The sequence below is a fragment of the Streptomyces sp. MUM 2J genome, assembly GCF_022414535.1.
Taxonomy (GTDB): Bacteria; Actinomycetota; Actinomycetes; order Streptomycetales; family Streptomycetaceae; genus Streptomyces.
This window is the reverse complement of sequence record NZ_JADWYM010000012.1, coordinates 129940-152113: the sequence shown is the minus strand read 5'-3', so window position 1 is coordinate 152113 and position 22174 is coordinate 129940. Positions and strand designations below refer to the sequence as shown.

The following is a 22174-nucleotide window of genomic DNA, read 5'->3' as shown; positions in this document are numbered from 1 at the left end:
CGACGCCGTCACCAGCTCCCGCAACGGATGCCGCCCCAGCACCTCCCCCACCTCCGGCGTCAGCGCCGCGGCATGGCGCTTCGCCACGGGCAGCGTGTCGTCCAGCAGCGTGCGCGCGGCCGCGCGGAGGACCGTGCGGGCCTCACCGCGCGGGGCGCGGGCCGCCGCCCGCTCGAACAGCTGGCCGCCCTCCTCCAGGACCAGGCCGACGTCGATGCCGGCCGGGATCTTGACGGCCGCGGTCCGGCGCCAGGTGGTGACGGGGTCGCTCCAGGCCTCCACCGTGTACGTCCAGCGGCCCTCCGCGTCCAGGGCCACCTCGGCGCCCCACCGGTCGGTCCCCGGGGCCAGCTCCCGCATCGCGATCCTGGGGCGCTTGCGGCCCTCGGGATCCTTCAGCACGATGTTCGCCGCGACCGCGTCGTGCCCCTCGCGGAACACCGTGGCGGAGATCAGGAAGGTCTCGCCCACGACCGCCTTCGCCGGGCGCCTTCCGCACTCCACGCGCGGATCGACGTCGCGCACCGGAATGCGCCCGATGGGCCGGGTGGACTTCATGGTGAACCTCCGCCGTGCTCGATTCCGGGGCGCCGCCCGGATGTTGGATGACCACGCTGCACCGGGGGAGGCCTAATGCCCCGCCGGGAAACGCCGATTCGGGCGCGTTCCACTCCTGCGCGCGACGTTTTTCGCCCTCCGCAGGCCCTGCGTCCGCGGGGAGGCCTCCGAACCGGACCGCAGATAGTTCTCGGCGGCGTCGGCGGCCTCCCGCGCGCAGCGCTTGCCCATGAGTACGCACAGGGTGTAGCCGGAGTCCTCGAAGGTGGCCCGCACCGAGCGGTTCGCGGGCGCGGCTAGCATCGCGCGCTCCCACGCCCGGTAGCGCTGCAGGTGCCGGGAGACTTCGGCTTTCGCGGGTAGCAGCATGGCGCTGTTCACCTTCCGGGAATGCGAGAGGTACGACGCCCGGGGAACGGGCGGCCGGGCAGGCAGAGGCGCGGACTCGTCAAACCTCTCGTGGCCTTCACTTATGGTGCACGGCGCATGACCCAGCGTCCTGTTGGATCTTGGTCGTGGTGCGCTCGTGTTGCACGAATGGCGTAGCCGCCGCAAGGTTGGGATTACTCAGGAGCGATGACCGCTCACGCTTCGTGTTCGGGGTCCCGGCCCGCGGGGCCGGGAGGAAGCGGGGAGCGTCGCGGGTGAGGAGCCAACGACGATGAAGACCGCAGTGCCCTGCTACTACCACCTCGACGTGGAAGTCAGTCCGGAACGGGTCGGACAGGTCAGGCGCATTCTGGCCGCGCACCTCCGGTACTGGGACCTGGACACCCTCGTGGAGCCGGTCTGCGGCAGCGCCGAGCTGCTGCTGAGGGCCATCGACGAGCACGCCACCGACAAGAACACCTCCATCGAGATGTGGTGGAACGGCCAGCATCTGATCACCGCCGTCGGGGAGAACGACAGCGACCTGCGTCCCGACCAGGACCTGCGTGGATGCCTGGAGCGCATCGCCGCCATGAGCGACGGCTGGGGCTGCTGCGCCACCGGCACCGGCGGCAAGGTCATCTGGTTCTCGCGGCGCGCCCGGGCCGGCGACCGCGAACCACTGGTGCCCACCGCGCCCGCCCCGAGCCTGCGCGAGTTCCGGCGGGTTCCCCGCGAGGTACCGGCCGCCGTCGCGGCAGGTCCGCAGAGCGGCGTCCTGGAGGCCACCCGGTGACCGCCCGGTCGCGACGCAGGACCACGGTAGGGGTGCCCGCCTGGAGCGGGCACCCCTACCCGCTGGGTGCGGCCTACGACGGCCAGGGCACCAACTTCGCCCTCTTCAGCGAGGTCGCCGAGGGGGTCGAGCTGATCCTCTTCGACGACGGCGGGGGTACCCGCCGCGTCCCCGTGACCGAGGCCGACGGTTTCGTCTGGCACTGCTACCTGCCCGGAGTCGGTCCGGGCCAGCGCTACGGCTACCGGGTGCACGGACCGTGGGACCCGGCCCTGGGCCACCGGTGCAATCCGGCGAAGCTGCTCCTGGATCCGTACGCCCGGGCCGTGGACGGGCAGATCGACAACCACCCCTCGCTGTACGAGCGCGCCCCAGCCGGCCCCGACCCGGCCGACAGCGCCGGGCACACCATGCTGGGCGTGGTCACGGACCCGTACTTCGACTGGGGCGACGACCGCCCGCCGCGGCGGTCGTACGCCGACAGCGTCGTCTACGAAGCCCATGTTCGGGGACTGACCCGCACCCACCCCGACGTGCCCCGCGAACTGCGCGGCACCTACGCGGGCCTGGCCCATCCCGCGGTGGTGGAGCACCTGACCTCGCTCGGGGTGACCGCGGTGGAGCTGATGCCCGTCCACCAGTACGTCGACGACGGCGTCCTGCAGGACCGCGGGCTGTCGAACTACTGGGGCTACAACACCATCGGCTTCTTCGCCCCGCACAACGCCTACGCCGCTCACGGCAGCCGGGGCCAGCAGGTCGCGGAGTTCAAGTCGATGGTCAAGACGCTGCACGCGGCCGGGCTCGAGGTCATCCTCGACGTCGTCTACAACCACACCGCCGAGGGCAACGGACAGGGCCCGACCCTCTCCTTCCGCGGGATCGACAACGCCTCGTACTACCGGCTGGTCGACGGGGACTGGGAGCACTACTACGACACCACGGGCACCGGCAACAGCCTGCTGATGCGGCACCCCTACGTGCTGCAGCTGATCATGGACTCGCTGCGGTACTGGGTCACCGAGATGCACGTCGACGGTTTCCGCTTCGACCTCGCGGCCACACTGGCCCGGCAGTTCCACGAGGTGGACCGGCTCTCGGCGTTCTTCGACCTCATCCAGCAGGACCCGGTCATCAGCAGGGTGAAACTGATCGCCGAGCCGTGGGACGTGGGCGAGGGCGGCTACCAGGTGGGCAACTTCCCGACGTTGTGGTCGGAGTGGAACGGCCGCTACCGGGACGCCGTGCGGGACTTCTGGCGGGCCGAGCCCGGCTCGCTCGGCGAGTTCGCCTCCCGGCTGGCCGGGTCCTCCGACCTGTACCAGCACAGTCGCCGGCGGCCGCGCGCCAGCGTCAACTTCGTGACCGCGCACGACGGTTTCACCCTGCGCGACCTCGTCTCCTACAACCACAAGCACAACGGGGCCAACGGTGAGGACGACCGGGACGGGGAGAGCCACAACCGTTCCTGGAACTGCGGCGTGGAGGGGGAGACCGCCGACCCGGCCGTGCTGGAGCTGCGCGGCCGGCAGCAACGCAACCTGCTGGCCACGCTGCTGCTGTCGCAGGGCATCCCGATGATCGGCCACGGCGACGAACTCGGCCGGACCCAGCGCGGCAACAACAACGCCTACTGCCAGGACAACGAAGTGACCTGGATCGACTGGCGGTTGACCGAGGAGCAGGAGGAACTCACCGACTTCACCCGCCGGCTGATCGGACTGCGCGCCGGTCATCCCGTGCTGCGCCGGCGCCACTTCTTCCGCGGTGAGACGGCCACGCACGCCGGCAGGCCGCTGCCCGACATGGTGTGGCTGCTGCCGGACGCCACACAGATGTCCGGCGAGGACTGGCACCGCTCCGACGCGCACTGCGTCGGGGTCTTCCTCAACGGGGACGCGATCGCCGAGCCCGACCGCTACGGCCGGCCGGTCGTCGACGACTCCTTCCTGCTGCTGTGCAACAGCTACTGGGAGCCCGTCGTCTTCCGCCTCCCGGGCACCGAGTACGGCGAACGCTGGACGGTGTGCGTGGACACCGCCGAGCCGGACGGGGCCCCCGACGAGACGGAGTACAAGGCGGCCACCGACGTCGCCGTGGCGGCCCGCAGCCTGGTCGTCCTGTCCCGGCCGCCGGTGGGCGGGGCGTAGGGGGCGTGGGGGCAGCCAGGTCACCACCCGGCCGGTCGGGGCCGGTCCTCCGCGGAGGACCGGCCCCGACCGCGTTCCTTCCCCGGTGCCGCCGACGTGGTGGCGCCGGTCACCGCAGGGGGCGGGAGGTCACCGTGAACTGGGCACCGTCGGCGTCGCGCAGGACCGCTTCGTCCGCGGCCTTGCCCAGGACGCTCCCGCCGTGCCGCTCGGCCGCGCGGGCGCAGGCGGCCACGTCCGCCACGGCGAAGTGGACCTGCCAGTGCGGGCGGATCGTCGGGTCGGGCGCTGCCTCCAGCGCCCCCGACACGATGCGGGCCACGATGTCGCCGCGGCTGCGCAGCACGACCTCGCCGCCCTCGTAGTGCACCTCGCAGCAGCCCGGGCGGTCCGATGCCCAGTCGAGGATCTCGCCGTAGAAGATCGCGGCGGCGAACGCGTCGCGGGTGTGCAGCCGGATGAAGGCAGGGGCCGCCTGCCGCCAGCGCTCCCAGTTGCTGACCAGGTCGCCCTCCCACACACCGAAGGTCGCACCGTCCCGGTCCGCGAGCAGCGCCGCCCGCCCGGGTGGCAGCGAGATCGGCCCCACGGCCGCCGTGCCGCCGCGCTCGCGGACGCGGCTCGCCGCCTCGTCGGCGCTGGGCACGGCGAAGTAGGGGGTCCAGGCCACCGCCATCTGCCACATCGCGGCGACGGCGGCGATCCCGGCGACCGGCACGTCGTCCACCAGGGCGATGCGGAAGTGGTCGCCGAGTTTGGCCCTGCGCCACCGCCAGCCCAGGACGGCTCCGTAGAAGTCCTGGGTCGCTTCGAGATCGCGGCTGGTCAGGCTCACCCAGCAGGGCGCGCCGAAGACCGAGCGGGTGGAGACGACCTCCGTCGTACCGGGGGTGGGGGAAGTGTCGTGATTCATGGCACTCGCGTCCTGATCTCGTCGGCCGGCGGCCACCGGCCCTCCACCAGTCTCGGGCCGGAACCCTCCGGCGCGCCTGTCGAGTACGCCCGGTAGCGCCGCAAGGCGTGCACCACGAGGATGGAAGCGTGACACGGGTACCGCAGGAGCCGGACGGCGAAACGGACCGGCTCTTCGAGCTGCAGGAAGAAGTGCATCAGCTGAAGGAGGCCGTGTCCTCTCACGCCGTGGTGGATCAGGCCATCGGGGTGATCGTGGCCCTCGGTCGGGTGTCGCCGGATCAGGGGTGGCAGGTGCTGAAGGAGGTCTCCCAGCACACCAACATCAAGCTCCGCCATGTCGCGGAGCTGATCCTGATCTGGGGGAGGAGCGGCCGGATACCCGAGCCCGTCGCGGTCGAACTGGCAGAGGCCCTGGAGCGGAACGGGCCCACGGAGATCCCGGGGTCCCGGACCTGCTGAGCGGTGTGCGGCGGCTCAGCGGGTTTCGGCGAGGATCTCTTCGCGCAGGTGTGCGAAGCAGCCGCTCAGCAACCGGGAGACGTGCATCTGGGAGATCCCGAGCTGCTCGGCGATGCAGCTCTGTGTCATGCCCTTGAAGAACCGCAGGTAGAGGATGGTGCGCTCACGCTCGGGCAGTGCCTCGATGCACGGTTTGACGGCCACCCGGTCGACGACGGTGTCGTAGCCGGGGTCGGGGCCGCCGAGTGCGTCGGCCAGCGCGTAGCCGTCGGTGCCGGGCATCTCGGCGTCCAGCGACAGCGCGGAGAAGCACTCCAGCGCCTCCATCCCCGTGTGCACCTCCTCCTCGCTGAGCTGGGCGTGCTCGGCGATCTCGGCGAGGGTCGGCGCCCGGCCGGGAGTCGTCTGGGCCACCTCCTTGGTGGCGCGCCGGACACGATTGCGCAGGTCCTGGACCCGGCGGGGGACGTGCAGGGTCCACATGTGGTCGCGGAAGTGCCGCTTGATCTCGCCGGTGATCGTGGGGACGGCGTACGCCTCGAAGGCCCGGCCGCGTGCGGGGTCGTAGTGGTCGACCGCCTTGACCAGGCCGAGCGCCGCGACCTGGTAGAGGTCCTCCAGGTTCTCGCCGCGCCCGCGGAAACGGACGGCGATCCGCTCGGCCATGGGCAGCCACAGCTCCACCAGCTCGTCGCGCAGGGCCCGACGCTGCGGCCCGTCGGGGAGCTCGGCCAGCCGGGTGAAGGCCTCGCCGGTGTCGGGGGCGTCGTGGTGCGGATGCTGGTTCGTACTGCCGGCGGTGCGCATCGTGCGTGCCTCCCTCAGCAGGTGCCGGTGGGTACAGACCCGCAGGAGGTGCGTGCTCGGAGTGGACGGACTGCGTCGGAACCGGCGGGGCCGACTCCCGCGGGGTGCCTGCTGTCCGAAGCACTGTCGGACTGATTCTCCCATATCGGGCTTAGGGTGCAAAACTCGCACACCACGCTACGCCTCGGGGGTGCCGGTCCCCGCTGACCGGCAGGGAGCGGGGCGGCGTGCCGGTCGTCGGGCGTGGCGGCGGCCCGGGCGTCGTGCCGGACGGGTCGGTTCCGGGCGGTGGCGGCCGTGACCGGATCGCCCGCCCGTCCCGACTGCCGACGTGATGTGCGGCACGCCCGCCGAACAGGTCGCACGGCCGGTTTCACGATTACCGCTGGGCACGGCTTGATCGTCGATCACGAGACGCGAACGCCCTGGCCACAGCGCATTCTGCTCATTTGACAGTGTGCTGAGCACCTGGATAGGAAGCTGCTTCAAGAGGTCGAGAGGTGGATCGTGTACGAGCCGAACGTGGTCGGGGACTGGCAGGACTACGACGAACATGCCGGCCTGCGCGTCCGCGTCCACCGTCTGGAGCCGGCCGACCCGCCGCGCGGACGTGACGAGGCGGCGGAGGGGCTGACCTACTTCCGGCTCCGCGTCGTCGTCGAGAACCGCGGCGAACGGCCGCTCGGCGTCCACCTGGAGGACGGCCAGATCGACGTGCGGATCGGGCCCGACGGTGAGAGCGCCTTCATCGACTGGCGCAACTCGCAGTTCGTCGAGGGCTTCGACGTCTACCCGCTGCGCCGCGCCACCGCCCGGATCTACGCCGCCGGCCCCGAGGCCCTGCTCCGTCAGATCGACGTCCAGATCCAGCTGCGCGTCGAGGAGGACTGGACCGGCCGGCGGATGTGGACCGGCGCCCTCGGCCTGCAGGAGGGGCCCACCAGCTCCCTGCCCGGCCCCGGCCGGGAGTGCCTGGCCCTCCAGGTGAGCAACTACCTGCGGGACCAGGCCGAGGAGGGCACCGCCTGACCCGTGCCGGTCCCCGGCGCCGCGCCGGGCGGCGTGCGCCGTGTCCGGGCGCCCGGGGAGCGGGCCGAGTCCCGCTGGAGCACGGCGGCCTCACCGTGACCGGCGCACGCTCGCGTCGCGCCCTGCGGGACGCCGGGTGGCCGGGCCCGCCCGGCCCCTCCGCACCGCACGCCATGCAGCACGCTCCGGGCGCCGCTCCGTGACGGGGCGAACGCCGCCCCCCTAGTGGGCGATGCCGTCGATGATCTCGCGGGCGCCCTGGCGCAGGAGCGCCACCGCGACCGAGGTGCCGAGGGTGGCGGGATCCAGTCGCCCGGCCCACTCGTGGGCGTTCAGCCGGGTCTTGCCGTCCGGGGTGAACACGCAGGCGCGCAAGGAGAGTTCGCCGCTGCGGTCGACGCGCGCGTAACCGGCGATGGGGCTGTTGCAGTGCCCCTGGAGCACGTGCAGGAACATGCGCTCCGCGGTGGCCTCCCGGTGGGTGTCCGGGTGGCCGAGCGCGCTGACGGCGTCGATGAGGTCGGCGTCGTCCTCACGGCACTGCAGGGCGAGGATGCCCGCGCCGATCGGCGGCATCATCGTCTCCGGGGAGAGCACCTCGCTGATCACGTCCCTCCGTCCGATCCGCTCCAGCCCGGACACCGCGAGCAGCAGCGCGTCCGCCTCGCCCGCGGCCAGTTTCTCCAGACGCCGGTTGGCGTTGCCACGGAACGGGACACATCGCAGGCCCGGGTGGGTGGCGGCGAGCTGGGCGACGCGGCGCACCGAGGAGGTTCCCACGCGGGTGCCGGCCGGCAACCCGTCGAGGGCGAGCCCGCCGGGGTGGACGAGCGCGTCGCGGATGTCGTCCCGTGCGAGGAAGGCGGCGAACACCGTACCGGCCGGCAGTGGCCGGTCGGCGGGCACGTCCTTGACGCAGTGCACGGCCAGATCGGCCTCGCCGGCCAGCAGCGCCGCGTCGACCTCCTTGGTGAACGCGCCCTTGCCCTCCACCTGGGACAGGTCGCCGAGCCACTTGTCGCCGGTGGTCTTCACGGGCACGACGACGGTGTGCACCCCAGGGTGCGCTGCGGTCAACTCGGCGCGGACACGCTCCACTTGGGCCAGGGCCATGGGCGAGTCGCGGGAGACGATGCGGATCTGTTCCGGAACGGGCATGCGGGACACCATAGACCCTCCGGAGGCCCGGCACGCCGTGCTCCGGCCGGACGGCGGCCCGGTCCCCGGGCGGACGCCCGGCCGGCCACGGGCCCGCGCCGCGGTCGGGCCGCTCGCCGGTGCGACGGGCCGTCCACCCGCGCCGTGCGGTGCCTCTTCCCGGGAGGGCCGGCTCCCGCAGGTGATGCCCACAGGTGATGCCCCGGGCCGTGCCTGGGGCACCAAGGTCCGGAGTTCCGCGCCGGCCGGCCCACGCGGGCCGGCCGGCGCAGGGCCCGACTGGGCGGCGGGGCCTGCCCGTTGGTGGCGCGGACGGGCCTACACGTCGGTGTCGAAGGCGATGCCCGAGGGCTTCGCCTCGGCGAGATGGGAGGCGAAGGAGCCGTCCTTCAGGCCGAAGTGGGCGCTGCCGAAGTCGTGGGTGCTCAGCTTGTCGCGCAGGCCCGCGGGGTAGCCGTTCCAGCCGACCAGCGCGGGGTACTGCCAGGTGCCCTTGTGGTTCTCCGGGGGCTCGTCGTTGCCGTTCGCCAGACGGAAGCAGTGCGTGCGGATACCGTCCTTGTGGTAGACGACCTTCGGGTGCGTGCCCTCGAAGCGGACCTGCGAGGCCGCGTGCACGGTGAACGAGCCGTGGTTGGAGGTGGAGACGTACTCGACCCGGTTGTCGCGCACCCACACCACGACGTGCTCCCAGTCGTGCCGGTGCCCGCCGAGGCCGATGCCCCAGATCGCCTGGTCCTTCTCGAAGTACAGCCCGTACAGGATGGCGCACCAGCCGTTGTTGCACGCGGAGCGGGAGTAGCTGTTGGTGTTGTCCAGGTCCGCGGCGTCGCGGCAGTTCCCGTTGAGGGCGCCGGTCGGCTTGAGGCCGGGGTTGATCGAGCCGTCGGTGCCGATCGCCGGGGTGGCGTAGCAGCCGTCGGTGTCGTAGTCGAAGGCGGGCTGGAAGGTGCGGTCCAGCGGGTCCGCGACCGAGGGCAGTGCCCCCGGTGGTGCGGCGAAGGCCGTGGTGGGGAAGGCGACGACGAGCGCGAGAGCCGCGCCCAGTCCGGTGAGCCATCTCCTGCGGTGGGTCCGGAACACGGGTGGCGACACCGCGTCCTCCTCTGTGTCGGGCGCAGCCCAACGGCTGTGGGGGGCAAGGGGGTTCAGCCTCCCGCAGTTTGCATGTCCGCGCCAAGAGGGTGCGGTTGCACCGATGGTGAAGATCGGCCCAACGGTCGGCTCACACGGGCGGATCGGGCAGGTCGGCCGCCGACTCCTCGGGGCTGAGGTCCTGGCGCAGCCGCAGCCATGACGGCTGGCGCAGCAGGCCCGCGCGGGTGCGGGTGCTGTAGCTGACCTCGCCGACCAGCCGGGGCAGCACCCAGTGCGCGTACGCCGTCCGGGGGGCAGGGGTGAAGGGGCACACGTCGGTCGCCAGTTCCCTGAGCAGCAGTGCCAGTTGCTCCCGTTCGGCCTCGCTCCACCCGGTTCCGACGGCTCCCACGTGGCGCAGCAGCCCGGCCGGAGTCCGCTGCCCGACCAGCACCGCGCCGGGGAGCCCGGACAGCCGGCCCCTCCCGGGCAGCCAGCCGCCGACGATCACGTCCTCGCCACGCATGTTCCGGATCTTGATCCAGGAGCGGGAGCGCACCCCCGGTTCGTACACCGAGTCGAGCCTCTTGCACACCAGGCCCTCCAGGCCGTGCTCCCGGGTGGCGCGCAGGGCCTCGGTTCCGTGACCGACGAGCGCGGCCGGCGTCGACCAGTACTCGCTGTCCAGTCCCAGGTCCTGCAGGATCGCGCGGCGGTGCACGTACGGCAGTGCGAGCAGGGGGCGCCCGGCGAGGTGCATCACGTCGAACAGCGCCAGGTGCACCGGCGCCCCGGCGGCCCGGCGCGCCGCGCGGCGCGGGGTGTCGGCCAGTCCCATGCGGGACTGGAGCGCCTGGAAGTCGGCGCGGCCGTGCGCGTCCAGCGCCAGAACCTCGCCGTCCAGCACTGCGGCGGTACCGCCGAGCGCGCCGCCCAGCCGCAGCAGCTCGGGGTAGGCGCCGGTGATGACGTCTCCGGACCGGGCGCGCAGCACCACGCTGCCGTCGCCGGCCAGATACGCCACCACCCGCTGCCCGTCCTGCTTGGTCTCGTACGCCCAGCGCGCGTCCTGCCCGGCGGGGGGCAGGGTGCCGGGGGTCGCGAGCATGGGCGGGATCAGCGGCAGGGTCACGGTCGAAGATGTCGACGCCCGCGTGCCCGGGCACGCGTGGGACCCGTCGTTTTCCCCTGAACGGCGCCGCCCGGCCGGGCGCGTCCCACCTCCCGGCGACGGCCGTGCCCGCCGGACCCCGCCTACCGATGCCCGCCGGAGCCGGCTCACCGACGGCGGCCGGGACGTCGGCCGGCGTGTCCGGGAAGCCGGCGCACGCGGCATGCGGCGCGCGCTCGCCGGCTGGACGCCCGAGGGGCTGCCCCGGCCGGCAGCCCTCCTCCCGTGCGTGGTCGACGACTCCTCGCGCACGCTGCCGAGGACCTCGCGCGCACTGCCGAGGACGAGGGGGCGGCGGCCGGACGCCCCGGCGACCCGGCCGTTCCTACCCTCCAGTAATATCGCGCGCCAGGCCGTTGCCCCCTCGGGAGGACCCGTGTCCCAACGCTCGCCCCTGCTGCTCGCCGGTCTGCTGGCCGCCGCGGGTGCCGCCCACTTCGCCGCCCCGCGCCGGTTCGACGCGATCGTGCCGCGCTCACTGCCCGGTGCGCCCCGGGCCTGGACCTACGTCAGCGGTGCCGCCGAACTCGTGCTGGCAGCCGGCCTGGCGCTGCCCCGCACCCGGCGCCGGGCGGCTCTCGCCGCGGCCGGGCTCTTCGTGGGCGTCTGCCCCGCCCATCTGCAGATGGCCGTGGACTGGCGTGACCGGCCCGCCCCGCAGTGGGCCGCCGCCGTCGGACGGCTGCCGCTGCAGGTGCCCCTGGTCCTGTGGGCCCGCAGCGTCGCCCGCACCTCCGGGGGGTGCGCGTGAGCGCCCTGCCGCAGGCCGGTGACCGGATCGAGGACTTCGAACTGCCCGACGAGACCGGCACGCCCCGCCGGCTGTCGAAGCTGCTGAGCGACGGGCCCGTCGTGCTCTTCTTCTACCCGGCCGCCCTGACGCCCGGCTGCACCGCCGAGGCCTGCCACTTCCGCGACCTGGCCGCCGAGTTCGCCGAGGTCGGCGCCCGCACGATCGGGATCAGCGGTGACGCCGTCGAGCGGCAGCAGGAGTTCGCCGGGCGCCACGGCCTCGGCATGCCGCTGCTGTCCGACGTGGACGGCGCCGTCCGCGAGCGGTTCGGCGTGCAGCGAAGCTTCACCCTGGCGCCCACGCGCAGGGCCACGTTCGTCATCGCCGAGGACCTGACCGTCCTGGAGGTCGTCCGCAGCGAACTCCGCATGAACACCCACGCCGACCGGGCCCTCGCCGCGCTGCGGGCCCACCGCGGCTGATCAGCCCTCTCCGGGCCCCGGCCCGGCCCGCTCGCCGGGCCGGGGCTCACGCACCGTGACCGGTCACGGCCACTCCTCGGGACCGTTCACGAGGCGGCCGCCCAGGGGCGGCCCGCCCGCGGGGGAGCCGCGGTGCCGCCCGCGCACGGCCCTCCTGAGCTGCGCGGGCCCCGAATGGTTGAAGCGTCAGGCCAAGAGGACCATCCTGGCGATATGGAGCAAGTCGCCGCCGCGGCGGTCGTCGATGCGCGGGGTGTCGTGACCGGGTGGAGCGAGGGTGCCCGGCGGCTGACCGGGCACCGGGCCGAGGACGCCGTCGGCCGGTCCGCCCGCGACCTGCTCGCCGAGCCCGCCCCACCCGATGTGCTGCGGTCCCTGACCGGGACCGTCCTGCTCCGGCACCGCGACGGCTCCGCCGTGTCCGTGCGGATCACGGGCTGCCCGCTGCAGAGCGCGGACGGCACCCCGTACGCGTACGCGGTGACCGCCGAGCCGCCGACCGGGCCCGAGCAGTCCGCCGGCCCCGAACCGACGCTGGCCGGGCAGGCCTTCCAGCAGGCCTCGATGTCGATGTCCGTCTTCGACACCGGCCAGCGCTACCTGAGGCTCAACGACGCGACCTGCCGTGTCCTCGGCGTCGACCGGGAGGGGGAGTTGCTCGGCCGTCACTACGCCGACACCGCCGAGGACACCGAGCACAGCCAGGGCCTCCTCGGACATCTGCGCGAGGTCGCCCGCACCGGCCGCCCCGTTCGCTACGAGAGTTTCACCCGCGCACCCACCGGCCTGCGGGAACACGCCTGGAACATCGAGATGTGGCCGGTTCGCGACGCTCGCGACGAACTCACCGGCGTCGGCCTCGCGGCCTTCGACAGCACCGATCAGTACTGGGCCCGGCAACGACTCGCCCTCCTCAACGAGGCCGCGACCACCATCGGCACCACCCTCGACGTGGTCCGCACCGCCGAGGAACTGGTCGCCCTGGTCACCCCCCGGTTCGCCGACTTCGTCAGCGTGGACCTGCTGGAGTGGGTGCTCGGCGCGGACGAACCCCCCGCCGTCGCACCCGAGGAGATCGTGCTGCGGCGCGTCGCCCACGGCTCCTCCCACCAGGGCACCCCGGAGGCGTCCGTCCGTCTCGGCGAGACGGACGTCTACCCGCCGTACTCGCCGCCCGCCCGCGCCCTGCGCGAGGGCCGGCCCGTGGTCAGCGGCTCCGGCGACCCCGGCTTCGACCGCTGGGTCGCGGAACGCAACGCCTGCGCCCCCGAGGGCCGCTCCTACCGCGAGGGCGCCCACTCGCTGCTCGCCGTGCCGCTGCGGGCCCGGGGAACCATCCTCGGCGTCGCGGTGGCGGTGCGCATCGCCCAGCCACGGCCGTACGCCGGCGACGACGCCGCCCTCGCCGAGGAGCTGGCCAGCAGGGCCGCCGTCTGCGTGGACAACGCCCGCCGCTTCGCCCGGGAACGCACCACCGCGCTCGTCCTCCAGCACAGCCTGCTGCCGCGCGGACTGCCCGGCCAGGCCGCCGTCGACGTCGCCCACCGCTACCTGCCGTGCGGATCGCTCGCCGGGATCGGCGGCGACTGGTTCGACGTCATCCCGCTCTCCGGCAGCCGGGTCGCCCTCGTCGTCGGTGACGTCGTCGGGCACGGCATCCCCTCCACGGCGACCATGGGCCGGCTGTGCATGGCGGTGCGCACCCTCGCCGACGTCGACCTCTCCCCGGACGAACTGCTCACCCACCTCGACGACCTCGTCACCCACCTCGCCGCCAACGGCGACGGCGGCGAGGTCGCCGAACTCGGCGCCACCTGCCTCTACGCCGTCTACGACCCCGTCGACCGCAGCCTCCGCCTCGCCGCGGCCGGGCACCCTGCGCCGGCCGTCGTCCTTCCCGACGGCACGGCACGCCTCGTGCCGATGAGCGCCGGGCCCCCGCTCGGGGTGGGAGGCCTGCCCTTCGAGGCGACGGAACTCCAGCTGCCCGAGGGCTCCGTCGTCGCCCTCTACACCGACGGCCTCGTCGAGAACCGCGACCTGGACGTCGACCAGGCCACCGAGGAACTGCGCCGGGCGCTGGCCACACCCGCGGAGAACCTCGACACCCTGTGCGACCGGGTACTCAAGGAGGTCCTGCCGGAGGAGCCCGCGGACGACGTCGCCCTGCTGCTGGCCCGCACCCGTGCGCTCGGCGCCGACCGGGTCGCCGCCTGGGACGTGCCGCCGGACCCGGCGCACGTGGCCACCACCCGGCAGGCCGCCACCGAGCAGCTCGCCGCCTGGGGCCTCGAAGAGGCCGCCTTCGTCACCGAACTGGTCGTCAGCGAACTCGTCACCAACGCCATCCGCTACGGCGCGCCACCCATCAGGCTCCGGCTGATCCGCGACCGTGCCCTCATCTGCGAGGTGTCCGACGGCAGTTCCACCTCCCCGCACCTGCGCCGGGCCCACGCCTTCGACGAGGGCGGGCGCGGCCTGCTGCTGGTCGCCCAGCTCACCCAGCGCTGGGGCAGCCGGCAGACCACGGGCGGCAAGACGATCTGGGCCGAGCAGCCGCTGCCCGGATGACCCCCCCTCGGACCGCCCGGCGCGACGGCCCGTGCCCGCCGCCCACCCCCTGTCACTCGAAGCGTGCGGTGTCCCCCGCCCCGCGCCGAACGATCTCCGGCTCGCCACCGGAGAAGTCGATCACCGTCGTGGGCTCCGTGCCGCATTCGCCGGAGTCGACCACCGCGTCCAGGACGTGGTCGAGCCGGTCCTTGATCTCCCACCCCTGGGTCATCGGCTCGTCCTCGCCCGGCAGCAGCAGCGTGCTCGACAGCAACGGCTCGCCCAGCTCGGCCAGCAGCGCCTGGGTGACCACGTGGTCCGGGATGCGCACACCCACGGTCTTCTTCTTCGGGTGCTGGAGCATCCGCGGCACCTCCTTCGTCGCCGGCAGGATGAAGGTGTAGCTGCCCGGAGTGGATGCCTTCACGGCCCGGAACACGTCCTTGTCGACCCGCACGAACTGTCCGAGCTGGGCGAAGTCCTGGCACACGAGGGTGAAGTGGTGCCGGTCGTCCAGGTGGCGGATGCCGCGGATCCGCTCGGTGCCGTCACGGCTGCCGAGCCGGCAGCCCAGTGCGTAGCACGAGTCCGTCGGGTAGGCGACGAGCGCGCCCTGCCGGATGCTCTCGGCGATCTGGGAGATGGTGCGCGGCTGGGGGTTGTCGGGGTGCACGTCGAAGTACTTCGCCATCCGGCGAGCTTAGCCGCCACCGGGGGCCGCACGGGGCAGCCCGGCCGACGGCCCGCCGCACCCCGCCCGACGTGCGACGACACCGGTCTGCGCGCGAGGGGTAGGCGTGAGGTAACCTCCGCCCGGCAGAGCGGAGATCCCGGCGAGGAACGAGGAGAAGGCCGACATGGCGGGCCCAGCGGAAGGGACATACGACGCCGACCCGGTATGGGCCCGGCAGCTCCTCGATCATCTGCGCCCCGCCGGGCGGGACGCGGGCAAGGTCGTCGCCTGGCTCTCGGGCACCGTGCGCGCCTCGGTCTCCCTGCGGGACGCCGCGGGGCACCTGCTCGCGGGAGAGCCGGTCCCCGTGGACGAGGGCCTGGCCGCCGACGTCGTCCGCGGACGGATCGCCTCCGCCGCCTGGGACGGGCAGGGCCACCACGTGCGGCTCGTCCGCGTCGGGCTGCCCGACTCGGCCGGCGTGCTGGCCGTCTCCCGCACCACGCCCTTCGACCGGAGCGCCGCCGACGTCGTCACCCACACCGCCGCCCTCCTCGAACTCCTGCTGCGGGCCCGCGAGTCGGCCGCCACGGGGTACCGGCTGCGGCAGGCGGCCGCCGACCTGCGGCTGGCGATCCTCCAACTGCTCATGGTCGAGGACCCCGTCTCCGCCCGCCGGGTCGCCGCCGGGCTCTGGCCCGGTCTCCTCGACACCGACACCGCGTGCGTCTACGTCGTCGAGGGGCGCCCCGAGGACCGCGACCGCATCGCCGAGGAGTGCCTGACCGCCACCCGCGAGGAGGCCCTCGTGGTGCGCTGCCCGGCCGTCGACGCGCATGTCATCGTCGTCGCCCCCGGCGAGTCGGCCGACGAGGCCCTGCGCGCGGTCGTCGACCGCCGCCACGACGCCTACCTGGGCGGCAGCACCCGTCAGCGCCTGGCTTGCACCGCCGGCGCCTACGGGCAGGCGGTCAGCGCCCTCGCCGTCGCCCGCTTCCGCCCCGAGAAGGCCGCCGTCTACGCCGAACGCACCCACCCCGAACGGCTCATGGACCCCGCGGCGCTCACTGCCTGGACCGTCCGGCTGCTGCGTCCGCTGGACGAGCTGCCGTGCCATGTCGGCGGCGAACTGCTCGCCACCACCCGCCTGGGCCTGGAGTTCACCGCAGTCAACGCGGCCAAGGTCCTCGGCGTGAGCCGCAACACCGTCCGCGCCCGCATGACCCGTGCCGAGGGCCTGATCGGAGCGGACTTCTCCGACCTCACCGCCCGCGCGGCCGTCCACCTCGCGCTGAACGCCCAGATCTGCCTCCCCGGCCAGGAGGAGGCGAGTGCCCCCGCCGTCACCGCCCGCTTCGCCGATCTCCTCGCCGGTCCCGCGGTCCGCGCCTGGGCGCACGACCTGCTGCGGCGCCTGGACGACGACGCCCGCGACCTGCGGGGCACGATGCGCGCCTGGATCGCCGCCGATGGCAACGCCGAGCGGGCCGCGCAGCGGCTCGGCGTCCACGCCCAGACCGTCCGCGAACACGTCCGCGGTGCCGAGCCCGTCCTCGAACGCCAACTGCTGGCCGGCGGCCGGGACCTGTACGAGGTCGTCCTCGCCCATCTGGCCACGGGGGACCTCCGGCCGCCCGCCCTCGGCCCGGAGGAACGGGGCGATCAGGGCGCACCTGTGCACGGGTGAGCCCCCGCGCCCGCGGACCGGGCACGAAGACGGTTCACACACGCCCCGCCGTCCACATAGGTTCGTGGAACGGCCGCAGGGGCCCGACCGGAACGGGGGACCGGTGGGGCTCCTGCCACGCCGTCAGTCCCCGAGCCGCACGGGGATCTCCTGCCATCCGAACGCGATGAACGACGGCACCTGCTCCAGCGCGGTGTCGGCGAGCCGCAGGTCGGGGAATCGGTCGAACAGTGCGGGAAGCGCCGTCAGGGCCTCCATCCGGGCCAGCGGCGCACCGATGCACCGGTGCACACCGATCCCGAACGCCATGTGGTCGTCGGCGCCGCGCGCCGCGTCGAAGACGTCCGCGCCGGGGCCGTAGTGCTCGGGGTCCAGGCCGGCCGCCGCGTACGTGGTGATGATCGCGTCCCCGGCCGGGACGGTGACGTCACCCACGGTCAGGTCGCTCACCGCGAACCGCAGCGGCAGCGAGGCGATCGACGGATGCACCCGCAGCGTCTCCTCGACGACCCCCTCCCACCCGATCCGGCCCGCCCGCACCGCGGCGAGCTGCTCGGGGTCGCGCAGCAGCGCGACGACCGCGTTGCCGATGAGATTGACGGTCGTCTCGAAACCGGCCCCGATGACCAGCAGCAGCGTGTACAGCAACTCCTCGTCGCTGAGCCGGTCACCGTCCTCGTCGCGCACCCGGATCAGCTCGGTGGTCATGTCGTCGCCGGGCTGGTCCCGCTTGTGCGCGATGAGCGCGCCGAGCACCTGTCCGATCTGCTCCTGCACGAACGCGGCGTGCTCGGGTGACGGGTCGGAGGTGTCCATGATGGCGGCGACGAGCCGGACGTTCGCCTCCCGCAGCTCCTCCGGCACGCCGAACAGCTCACAGATGATCTGCATCGGCAGTTCGTGGGCGAACGCCGCCTTCACGTCCACGACCTGCCCGTCCGCACCGCCGGCGGCCAGCTCGTCCAGGAGTTCGGCGGTGATCGCCTCCACGCGCTTGCGCAGGTCCTCGGTACGGCGGTGGGTGAAGCTCGGTGCGACCAGCTTGCGCAGCCGGGCGTGGTCCGCGCCGTAGGTGGAGAGCATGTTGACCACACCGACCCAGCCCAGGATCCATCCCCACGACGGGTGCTCGCCGATCTCCGGCCACAACCGCCAGTGCCGGCGCGGGTCCTTGCTCACCCGCGGGTCCAGGACCAGCTCCTTCAGGGTGTCGTAGCGGGTGGGTGCCCAGGCCGGTATCCCGCCCGGCAGTTCGACGGGCACGATCGTGCCGAGGGCGCGCAGCCGGGCGCTCTCGGCGGGGATGTCGGCGCCGAACGGGTCGAGGGGGATGCGGTCGGTCACGGTCACGACAGGTCTCCTGCCTGGTCGAGGGTGCGGGGGGTGAATCGCACGGGCAGCGCGGTCAGCGAACGGTGGAAGGGACCGGGCCGCCAGGTCAGCTGCTCGCGCGGCAGTACCGGCTCCATGTCGGGCAACCACTGGGTGAGCCGCTCGATCGCCTCCGTGGCGATCAGCAGGGCGTGCTGCCTGACCGGGCAGGCGTGCGGGCCGGCCCCCCATGACAGGTGCGAGGCGTCGTTCGGGAGCCGGTCGGCGCCGTGGCTCAGCTCGGCGGCGCGGGCCAGCGCGCCGAAGGCCACCACCACCGGCACCGCGGCCCGCAGCCACACCCCGTGGAACGACATCGGCCGGCGGGAGTAGTAGACGCCGTAGTTGGTCAGCGGCGTCTCGTGGTGCAGCACCTCCGCCACCGCGTCCATGACCGGCCGGGCACCGCTGGTCAGCGTCGAGTAGTAGGCGGGATTGCCGAGAATGCGGGAGAACGCGTTGGACACCAGGTTCGCGGTCGGCTCGTAGCCGGCACCGAGGGTCAGGAAGACCTGCCAGGTGACCTCGTCGGCGCTGAGCGCGGCCGGATGGTCGAGCAGCCGGCTCGGCAGGTCCTCGCCGCGCCGTTCCGTCCTGGCCGCGACGAGTTCCAGCACGTACCGCCCGTACTCCGCCTCGCCCTCGGCGGCCTGCGCGCCGCCCTCCATCATCTTGCCCAGACCCGCGTTCAGCCGCTCGCCGTAGCTGTCGGGCAGCCCGAACAGGTCGTTGAAGACCAGCGCCATCAGCGGCCGCGCGAAGCCGCCCACCAGGTCGGCCTCCCCCAGCGGGCCGATGCGGGCCGCCAGCAGCCGCACCGCCCGGTGCACCCGGGCGCGGAGGTCGTGCGGTTCGACGAGGTCGAAGATGTCGATCAGCGTGGTGCGGTACCGGACGTGGGCGGCGCCGTCGGCGAACAGGGCGTTGGGCCGCCACCGCATCATGCCCAGCACGGGGGAGTCGTCCGCGACCGTCGCCTCCCAGGGGCGCGGGTCGTGGGAGAACGTCGCCGTGTCGCGCAGGACGTCCAGAGCCGCCTGCCGGCCGGTGACCAGATAGGCGGGCACGCCGGGCGCCAGCTCGGCCCAGCCGACGGGCCCCTGGGCGCGCAGGGCGGCGTAGTAGCGGTCCGGGTCGCACGCGAAGCCGTCCTCCCACAGGCGCACCGGCGCCGAGCGGGAGAACGCCTCCTGGGCAGCGGGATAGGTGGTCACAGGGGCTCCGTGTCGGTGCGTGTCTGACGGTTGATCAGGTGCTGGACCAGGGCGAGCAGCGCGTCGAGGGAGGAGTTCGCCTCCCGCGCGTCGCATGTCACCATCGGCGTGCCCGGGTCCAGGTCCAAGGCGGCACGCAGCTGGTCCTCGGTGTAGTGCCGGGGCGCGTCCGGGAAGGCGTTGAAGGCCACCGCGTACGGCAGCCCCGACTCCTCCACCAGCCCGAGCACGTCGAACGAGGCGTCCACGCGGCGGCTGTCGACGAGGACGAGCGCGCCGAGGGCGCCGTAGGCGATGTCGTCCCACAGCGGCCGGAACCGCTCCTGGCCGGGCGTGCCGAACAGGTACAGCACGATCCCGTCCGGCAGGCTGATCCGGCCGAAGTCGATGGCGACGGTGGTCGTCGCCTTGTCCCGCACCCCGTCGACATCGTCCACCTGCGCGGACGCCTCGGTGAGATGCTCCTCGGTGTGCAGCGGGCGGATCTCCGACACCGAGTCGATCAATGTCGTCTTGCCCACCCCGAAGGGGCCCGTGACCAGGATCTTCACCAGGTCGCGAGCGGTGTCCGGCAGGTGGATGCGGCTAGTGCTTGAGGGCGCGGAGGCCATCGGCCACTCTCTTCAGCAGGTCGGGGTCGAACCGTTCGGCGGGCGGGATCGGCGCACGGGCCACCAGCAGGTCCTGGTCGACGAGTTCGCCGGCCAGGACCCGTACGGCGGAGAACGGCAGCCGCAGCAGTGCCGCGGCCTCCACCGCCGTGAGCGCCCCGTCGGCCAGCTCGTCCAGCAGGGCGAGGTGAGCGGGGGGCAGCCCTTCGGGCACCGCCCGGTCGCTGCGCCGGAGCAGCGAGAGCCGCTCCAGACGCAGCCGGGGGTGCCGGGCCGCGCCGCCGGTCGCCAGATAGGCGGGCACCAGGGGACGGCCGCCCGGACGTCCCGTCATACCGGCGCGCCGTCGACTCCCCGGGGCGCGGCCACCATCGCCTTCTCGGCCAGCCGCGCCACCTGCGAGTGCACCCGGTGGGCCAGCAGGTCCAGGCGCACCTCGGCGTCGCCGTACGCGGCCACACAGGTGCCGTGGTCCGTCGGCACGATCAGCACGTACCCGTGGTCGGACTCGATGACCACCTGGCGCACCTCGGCCCGGTCGGCGTCGGCGAACGCCGCCGCGGCCGTGCGGCACGCTCCCTGCACCGTCGAGGTGATCGCGGCCACCCGCTCCGCCGAGGGCTGGCTGAGCGAGTCCGTGTACCCGGTCACGAGTCCGTCCCGGGTCAGCAGGACGGCAGCCACCACGTGCGGCACCTGCAGGATCGGCTCCAGCACCCATGCCGTGTCGCCCGTGTCGCGGTTGGTCATCGAGCCGCTCCCCCTTCGTGGTCGGTGTGATCGCTGTCGTTCGGTGTGTGTGCGGGGTCCCCCGCCGCGCGGGCCGCGGCCGTGGCGGACTGGAGTGCGCCCAGCGCGGCGGCGGCCTGTTCCGGGCGGTGGGGGGCGGCGGGCTGTGGTGCCGGGGGTTGCGGTGCGGGTTCCTGCCCGGTGGCCATCGGGGTGCGGCGGCGCCGCCGCGGCAGGCCGCCGGTGTCGAGTGCGTCTCCGTGCGGGTCGTCGTGCGGGGGGACGCCCGGGACGCCGGTGGGCGCGTCGTGCGCCGGGACGCGAGGGGTGCCGGTACCGGGCGGCTCCGCCCCGTACGTGTGGGCCGGGGCGTCGGCCGGGGTGTGGACCGGGTCCTGCCGGGCACCGCCGTCCGCCGGCCCGGCCGGGGGCGCGGTGACGTGGACGGTGTGCCGCTCGGAGGTGCCTTCGCGGGTGGAGCGCGGGGCGCTGGCCGCGGGCGGCCGTTCGGTGGGGTCGATCCGGCTGAGGAGGTGCTCGGCGACCAGCAGGACGGCCCGGACACCGCCGTAGGGGGAGGGCGTGGAGATGTCGACGCTCAGGTCGAACTGCCGGGTCAGCTGACCGATCGCGGCCAGCCCCATCCGCGGCGGATCCCCGAGGTCGGTCAGCAGGATCGGCTCGCGGCCCGCCACCAGCCGCTGGGCGCGCTCGCGCTCGTCGGGCGTCATGCCGACACCGGCGTCGTCGACGGTGACGCACACACCGTGGTGCACGTGCTCCAGGCTCACCAGGACGTCGGTGTCGGGGGAGGAGTGCCGCAACGCGTTGTCGAGGAGTTCGGCGGTGATGATGGCGACCGGCTCGACCGCGTGCGAGACCAGGGCGGTGCCCGGCTGCAGATGGTTGTGCACGGTGACCCGCCGGTAGCCGGCGAGCCGGGCCTGACCGCCGGTGACCGCGTCGACCAGGTGGGACTCCTCGCGGGCGAGTCCGACCCAGGCACCGCAGACGACGGCCGCGACCTGGGCGCGCCGCAGCGACTGCTCGTTCTCGTGGTCCAGCCGGAACAGCGTCTGCGCCAGTTCCGGGTCGTCGTACTGCTGCTGGAGTCCGCGTAGCGCGTCCTGCAGGCGGTAGAGGGCCGCCTGGATCTCCCGGGTGGCGCCGCGCATCCCGGCCTGCGCCGCGGCGTCGACGCGGACGTGCTGCGCGGCGAGTTCCGCGCGCAGGCCCTGCAGGACGCCGTCGAGGGCCAGGCCGAGCGGCGTGCCGGTGGTCTGCGGGTCCAGCGGGCCGGGGACCACCACGTGCGGATGGGCGAGTGCGCGGGCCGCCGCCGGCAGTCGCCGGGAGGCCAGATGGTCGATCTCGGTGATGAACGCCCGCGTGGCTTCGTCGTGTTGCCTGCGCAACGCGGCCGACTCAGCTCGCTGCCGGGTCAGTTGACGTCGGGCGTGCAGCAGCCCGCCGCCCAGGGCGAGTGCGGACAGCGTGCCGGCGGCGAGGCCGCCGGCCACCAGGTCCGGTATTTCAATCATGAAATGGTTCCAGGAGGAAGCGGGCAGGGGAGGGCTCGGGTTTCCTCTGTCGAGGTGTCCGCTGCACAGTACACACCGTCATCGACCGGTC

At 73.6% G+C, this 22174-nt stretch carries 22 protein-coding genes; 8 read left to right on the top strand and 14 right to left on the bottom strand.

Annotation, left to right across the window (positions count from 1 at the left end; translation table 11 throughout):
* Positions 1-558, bottom strand: a 558-nt coding sequence (locus I3F54_RS13800) for a maltotransferase domain-containing protein (RefSeq protein ID WP_240119013.1), incomplete at its 3' end; no start/stop codon positions are given.
* Between the two features lie 72 nt (positions 559-630).
* A complete protein-coding gene (locus I3F54_RS13795) occupies positions 631-927 on the bottom strand; it encodes a DUF5133 domain-containing protein (protein WP_240119012.1) in 297 nt (98 codons plus the stop codon).
* A 292-nt stretch (positions 928-1219) separates the two neighbouring features.
* On the opposite strand from I3F54_RS13795, the gene I3F54_RS13790 reads away from it, so the two are divergent.
* Together I3F54_RS13790 and glgX are read left to right on the top strand one after the other, a co-directional pair.
* Positions 1220-1723, top strand: coding sequence for a pep a2 (locus I3F54_RS13790; protein WP_240119011.1), 504 nt, complete (start codon positions 1220-1222; stop codon positions 1721-1723).
* A gap of 32 nt (positions 1724-1755) precedes the next feature.
* Positions 1756-3873: a glycogen debranching protein GlgX gene (gene glgX / locus I3F54_RS13785; RefSeq protein WP_240119010.1), complete on the top strand. Its 2118-nt coding sequence runs from the start codon at positions 1756-1758 to the stop codon at positions 3871-3873.
* Between the two features lie 109 nt (positions 3874-3982).
* On the opposite strand, the gene I3F54_RS13780 is transcribed toward glgX, so the two are convergent.
* Positions 3983-4786, bottom strand: coding sequence for a VOC family protein (locus I3F54_RS13780; protein WP_240119009.1), 804 nt, complete (start codon positions 4784-4786; stop codon positions 3983-3985).
* Between the two features lie 128 nt (positions 4787-4914).
* On the opposite strand from I3F54_RS13780, the gene I3F54_RS13775 reads away from it, so the two are divergent.
* Positions 4915-5247, top strand: coding sequence for an ANTAR domain-containing protein (locus I3F54_RS13775; RefSeq protein ID WP_240119008.1), 333 nt, complete (start codon positions 4915-4917; stop codon positions 5245-5247).
* Between the two features lie 15 nt (positions 5248-5262).
* Here I3F54_RS13775 and I3F54_RS13770 read toward each other — a convergent pair whose 3' ends face one another.
* On the bottom strand, positions 5263-6054 hold the full coding sequence (locus I3F54_RS13770) for an RNA polymerase sigma factor SigF (protein ID WP_240119007.1): 792 nt from the start codon (positions 6052-6054) through the stop codon (positions 5263-5265).
* Between the two features lie 507 nt (positions 6055-6561).
* Here I3F54_RS13770 and I3F54_RS13765 point away from each other — a divergent pair.
* Positions 6562-7083 carry a hypothetical protein gene (locus I3F54_RS13765; RefSeq protein WP_240119006.1) on the top strand — a complete coding sequence of 174 codons (522 nt, stop codon included), beginning with the start codon at positions 6562-6564 and terminating at the stop codon, positions 7081-7083.
* 222 nt (positions 7084-7305) lie between these two features.
* On the opposite strand, the gene hemC is transcribed toward I3F54_RS13765, so the two are convergent.
* The 3 genes from hemC to I3F54_RS13750 form a co-directional block, all read right to left on the bottom strand.
* A complete protein-coding gene (hemC, locus tag I3F54_RS13760; protein ID WP_240119005.1) occupies positions 7306-8241 on the bottom strand; it encodes a hydroxymethylbilane synthase in 936 nt (311 codons plus the stop codon).
* 318 nt (positions 8242-8559) lie between these two features.
* Positions 8560-9336 (bottom strand): NPP1 family protein, encoded by a 777-nt coding sequence (locus tag I3F54_RS13755; protein ID WP_240119004.1) that lies wholly within the window; start codon positions 9334-9336, stop codon positions 8560-8562.
* Between the two features lie 130 nt (positions 9337-9466).
* Positions 9467-10450: an ATP-dependent DNA ligase gene (locus tag I3F54_RS13750; RefSeq protein WP_240119003.1), complete on the bottom strand. Its 984-nt coding sequence runs from the start codon at positions 10448-10450 to the stop codon at positions 9467-9469.
* A gap of 415 nt (positions 10451-10865) precedes the next feature.
* On the opposite strand from I3F54_RS13750, the gene I3F54_RS13745 reads away from it, so the two are divergent.
* The 3 genes from I3F54_RS13745 to I3F54_RS13735 all read left to right on the top strand — a co-directional run bounded on the left by I3F54_RS13745 (position 10866) and on the right by I3F54_RS13735 (position 14275).
* Positions 10866-11240, top strand: a complete 375-nt coding sequence (locus I3F54_RS13745; protein WP_240119002.1) for a MauE/DoxX family redox-associated membrane protein — start codon at positions 10866-10868, stop codon at positions 11238-11240.
* A complete protein-coding gene (locus I3F54_RS13740) occupies positions 11237-11704 on the top strand; it encodes a peroxiredoxin (RefSeq protein ID WP_240119001.1) in 468 nt (155 codons plus the stop codon). Before I3F54_RS13745 ends, I3F54_RS13740 begins: the two co-directional genes overlap by 4 nt.
* Before the next feature lie 213 nt (positions 11705-11917).
* Positions 11918-14275, top strand: coding sequence for a SpoIIE family protein phosphatase (locus tag I3F54_RS13735; protein WP_240119000.1), 2358 nt, complete (start codon positions 11918-11920; stop codon positions 14273-14275).
* Positions 14276-14327: 52 nt separating this feature from the next.
* On the opposite strand, the gene I3F54_RS13730 is transcribed toward I3F54_RS13735, so the two are convergent.
* Positions 14328-14948 (bottom strand): L-threonylcarbamoyladenylate synthase, encoded by a 621-nt coding sequence (locus tag I3F54_RS13730; RefSeq protein WP_240118999.1) that lies wholly within the window; start codon positions 14946-14948, stop codon positions 14328-14330.
* 166 nt (positions 14949-15114) lie between these two features.
* On the opposite strand from I3F54_RS13730, the gene I3F54_RS13725 reads away from it, so the two are divergent.
* The gene (locus I3F54_RS13725) at positions 15115-16617 is read left to right on the top strand and encodes a helix-turn-helix domain-containing protein (RefSeq protein ID WP_240118998.1); all 1503 of its coding nucleotides are present in this window, start codon (positions 15115-15117) and stop codon (positions 16615-16617) included.
* 123 nt (positions 16618-16740) lie between these two features.
* Here the strand turns inward: I3F54_RS13725 and I3F54_RS13720 are convergent, their stop codons facing one another.
* The 6 genes from I3F54_RS13720 to I3F54_RS13695 are packed head-to-tail and all read right to left on the bottom strand — an operon-like array spanning position 16741 to position 22083.
* The gene (locus I3F54_RS13720) at positions 16741-17967 is read right to left on the bottom strand and encodes a cytochrome P450 (RefSeq protein ID WP_240118997.1); all 1227 of its coding nucleotides are present in this window, start codon (positions 17965-17967) and stop codon (positions 16741-16743) included.
* Positions 17964-19202 (bottom strand): cytochrome P450, encoded by a 1239-nt coding sequence (locus I3F54_RS13715; RefSeq protein WP_240118996.1) that lies wholly within the window; start codon positions 19200-19202, stop codon positions 17964-17966. The genes I3F54_RS13720 and I3F54_RS13715 overlap by 4 nt, the downstream gene beginning before the upstream one ends.
* A complete protein-coding gene (locus I3F54_RS13710) occupies positions 19199-19813 on the bottom strand; it encodes an ATP/GTP-binding protein (RefSeq protein ID WP_240118995.1) in 615 nt (204 codons plus the stop codon). Before I3F54_RS13710 ends, I3F54_RS13715 begins: the two co-directional genes overlap by 4 nt.
* Positions 19788-20147, bottom strand: coding sequence for a DUF742 domain-containing protein (locus tag I3F54_RS13705; protein WP_240118994.1), 360 nt, complete (start codon positions 20145-20147; stop codon positions 19788-19790). The genes I3F54_RS13710 and I3F54_RS13705 overlap by 26 nt, the downstream gene beginning before the upstream one ends.
* Positions 20144-20563 carry a roadblock/LC7 domain-containing protein gene (locus tag I3F54_RS13700; RefSeq protein ID WP_240118993.1) on the bottom strand — a complete coding sequence of 140 codons (420 nt, stop codon included), beginning with the start codon at positions 20561-20563 and terminating at the stop codon, positions 20144-20146. The genes I3F54_RS13705 and I3F54_RS13700 overlap by 4 nt, the downstream gene beginning before the upstream one ends.
* Positions 20560-22083, bottom strand: a complete 1524-nt coding sequence (locus I3F54_RS13695; RefSeq protein WP_240118992.1) for an ATP-binding protein — start codon at positions 22081-22083, stop codon at positions 20560-20562. Before I3F54_RS13695 ends, I3F54_RS13700 begins: the two co-directional genes overlap by 4 nt.
* Positions 22084-22174: the final 91 nt, after the last annotated feature.

Coding starts and splice junctions, on each gene's coding strand:
- I3F54_RS13795 (WP_240119012.1), bottom strand. CDS start 927: ATGCTGCTACCCGCGAAAGCCGAAGTCTCCCGGCACCTGCAGCGCTAC.
- I3F54_RS13790 (WP_240119011.1), top strand. CDS start 1,220: ATGAAGACCGCAGTGCCCTGCTACTACCACCTCGACGTGGAAGTCAGT.
- I3F54_RS13780 (WP_240119009.1), bottom strand. CDS start 4,786: ATGAATCACGACACTTCCCCCACCCCCGGTACGACGGAGGTCGTCTCC.
- I3F54_RS13770 (WP_240119007.1), bottom strand. CDS start 6,054: ATGCGCACCGCCGGCAGTACGAACCAGCATCCGCACCACGACGCCCCC.
- hemC (WP_240119005.1), bottom strand. CDS start 8,241: ATGCCCGTTCCGGAACAGATCCGCATCGTCTCCCGCGACTCGCCCATG.
- I3F54_RS13735 (WP_240119000.1), top strand. CDS start 11,918: ATGGAGCAAGTCGCCGCCGCGGCGGTCGTCGATGCGCGGGGTGTCGTG.
- I3F54_RS13730 (WP_240118999.1), bottom strand. CDS start 14,948: ATGGCGAAGTACTTCGACGTGCACCCCGACAACCCCCAGCCGCGCACC.
- I3F54_RS13725 (WP_240118998.1), top strand. CDS start 15,115: ATGGCGGGCCCAGCGGAAGGGACATACGACGCCGACCCGGTATGGGCC.
- I3F54_RS13710 (WP_240118995.1), bottom strand. CDS start 19,813: ATGGCCTCCGCGCCCTCAAGCACTAGCCGCATCCACCTGCCGGACACC.
- I3F54_RS13705 (WP_240118994.1), bottom strand. CDS start 20,147: ATGACGGGACGTCCGGGCGGCCGTCCCCTGGTGCCCGCCTATCTGGCG.
- I3F54_RS13700 (WP_240118993.1), bottom strand. CDS start 20,563: ATGACCAACCGCGACACGGGCGACACGGCATGGGTGCTGGAGCCGATC.
- I3F54_RS13695 (WP_240118992.1), bottom strand. CDS start 22,083: ATGATTGAAATACCGGACCTGGTGGCCGGCGGCCTCGCCGCCGGCACG.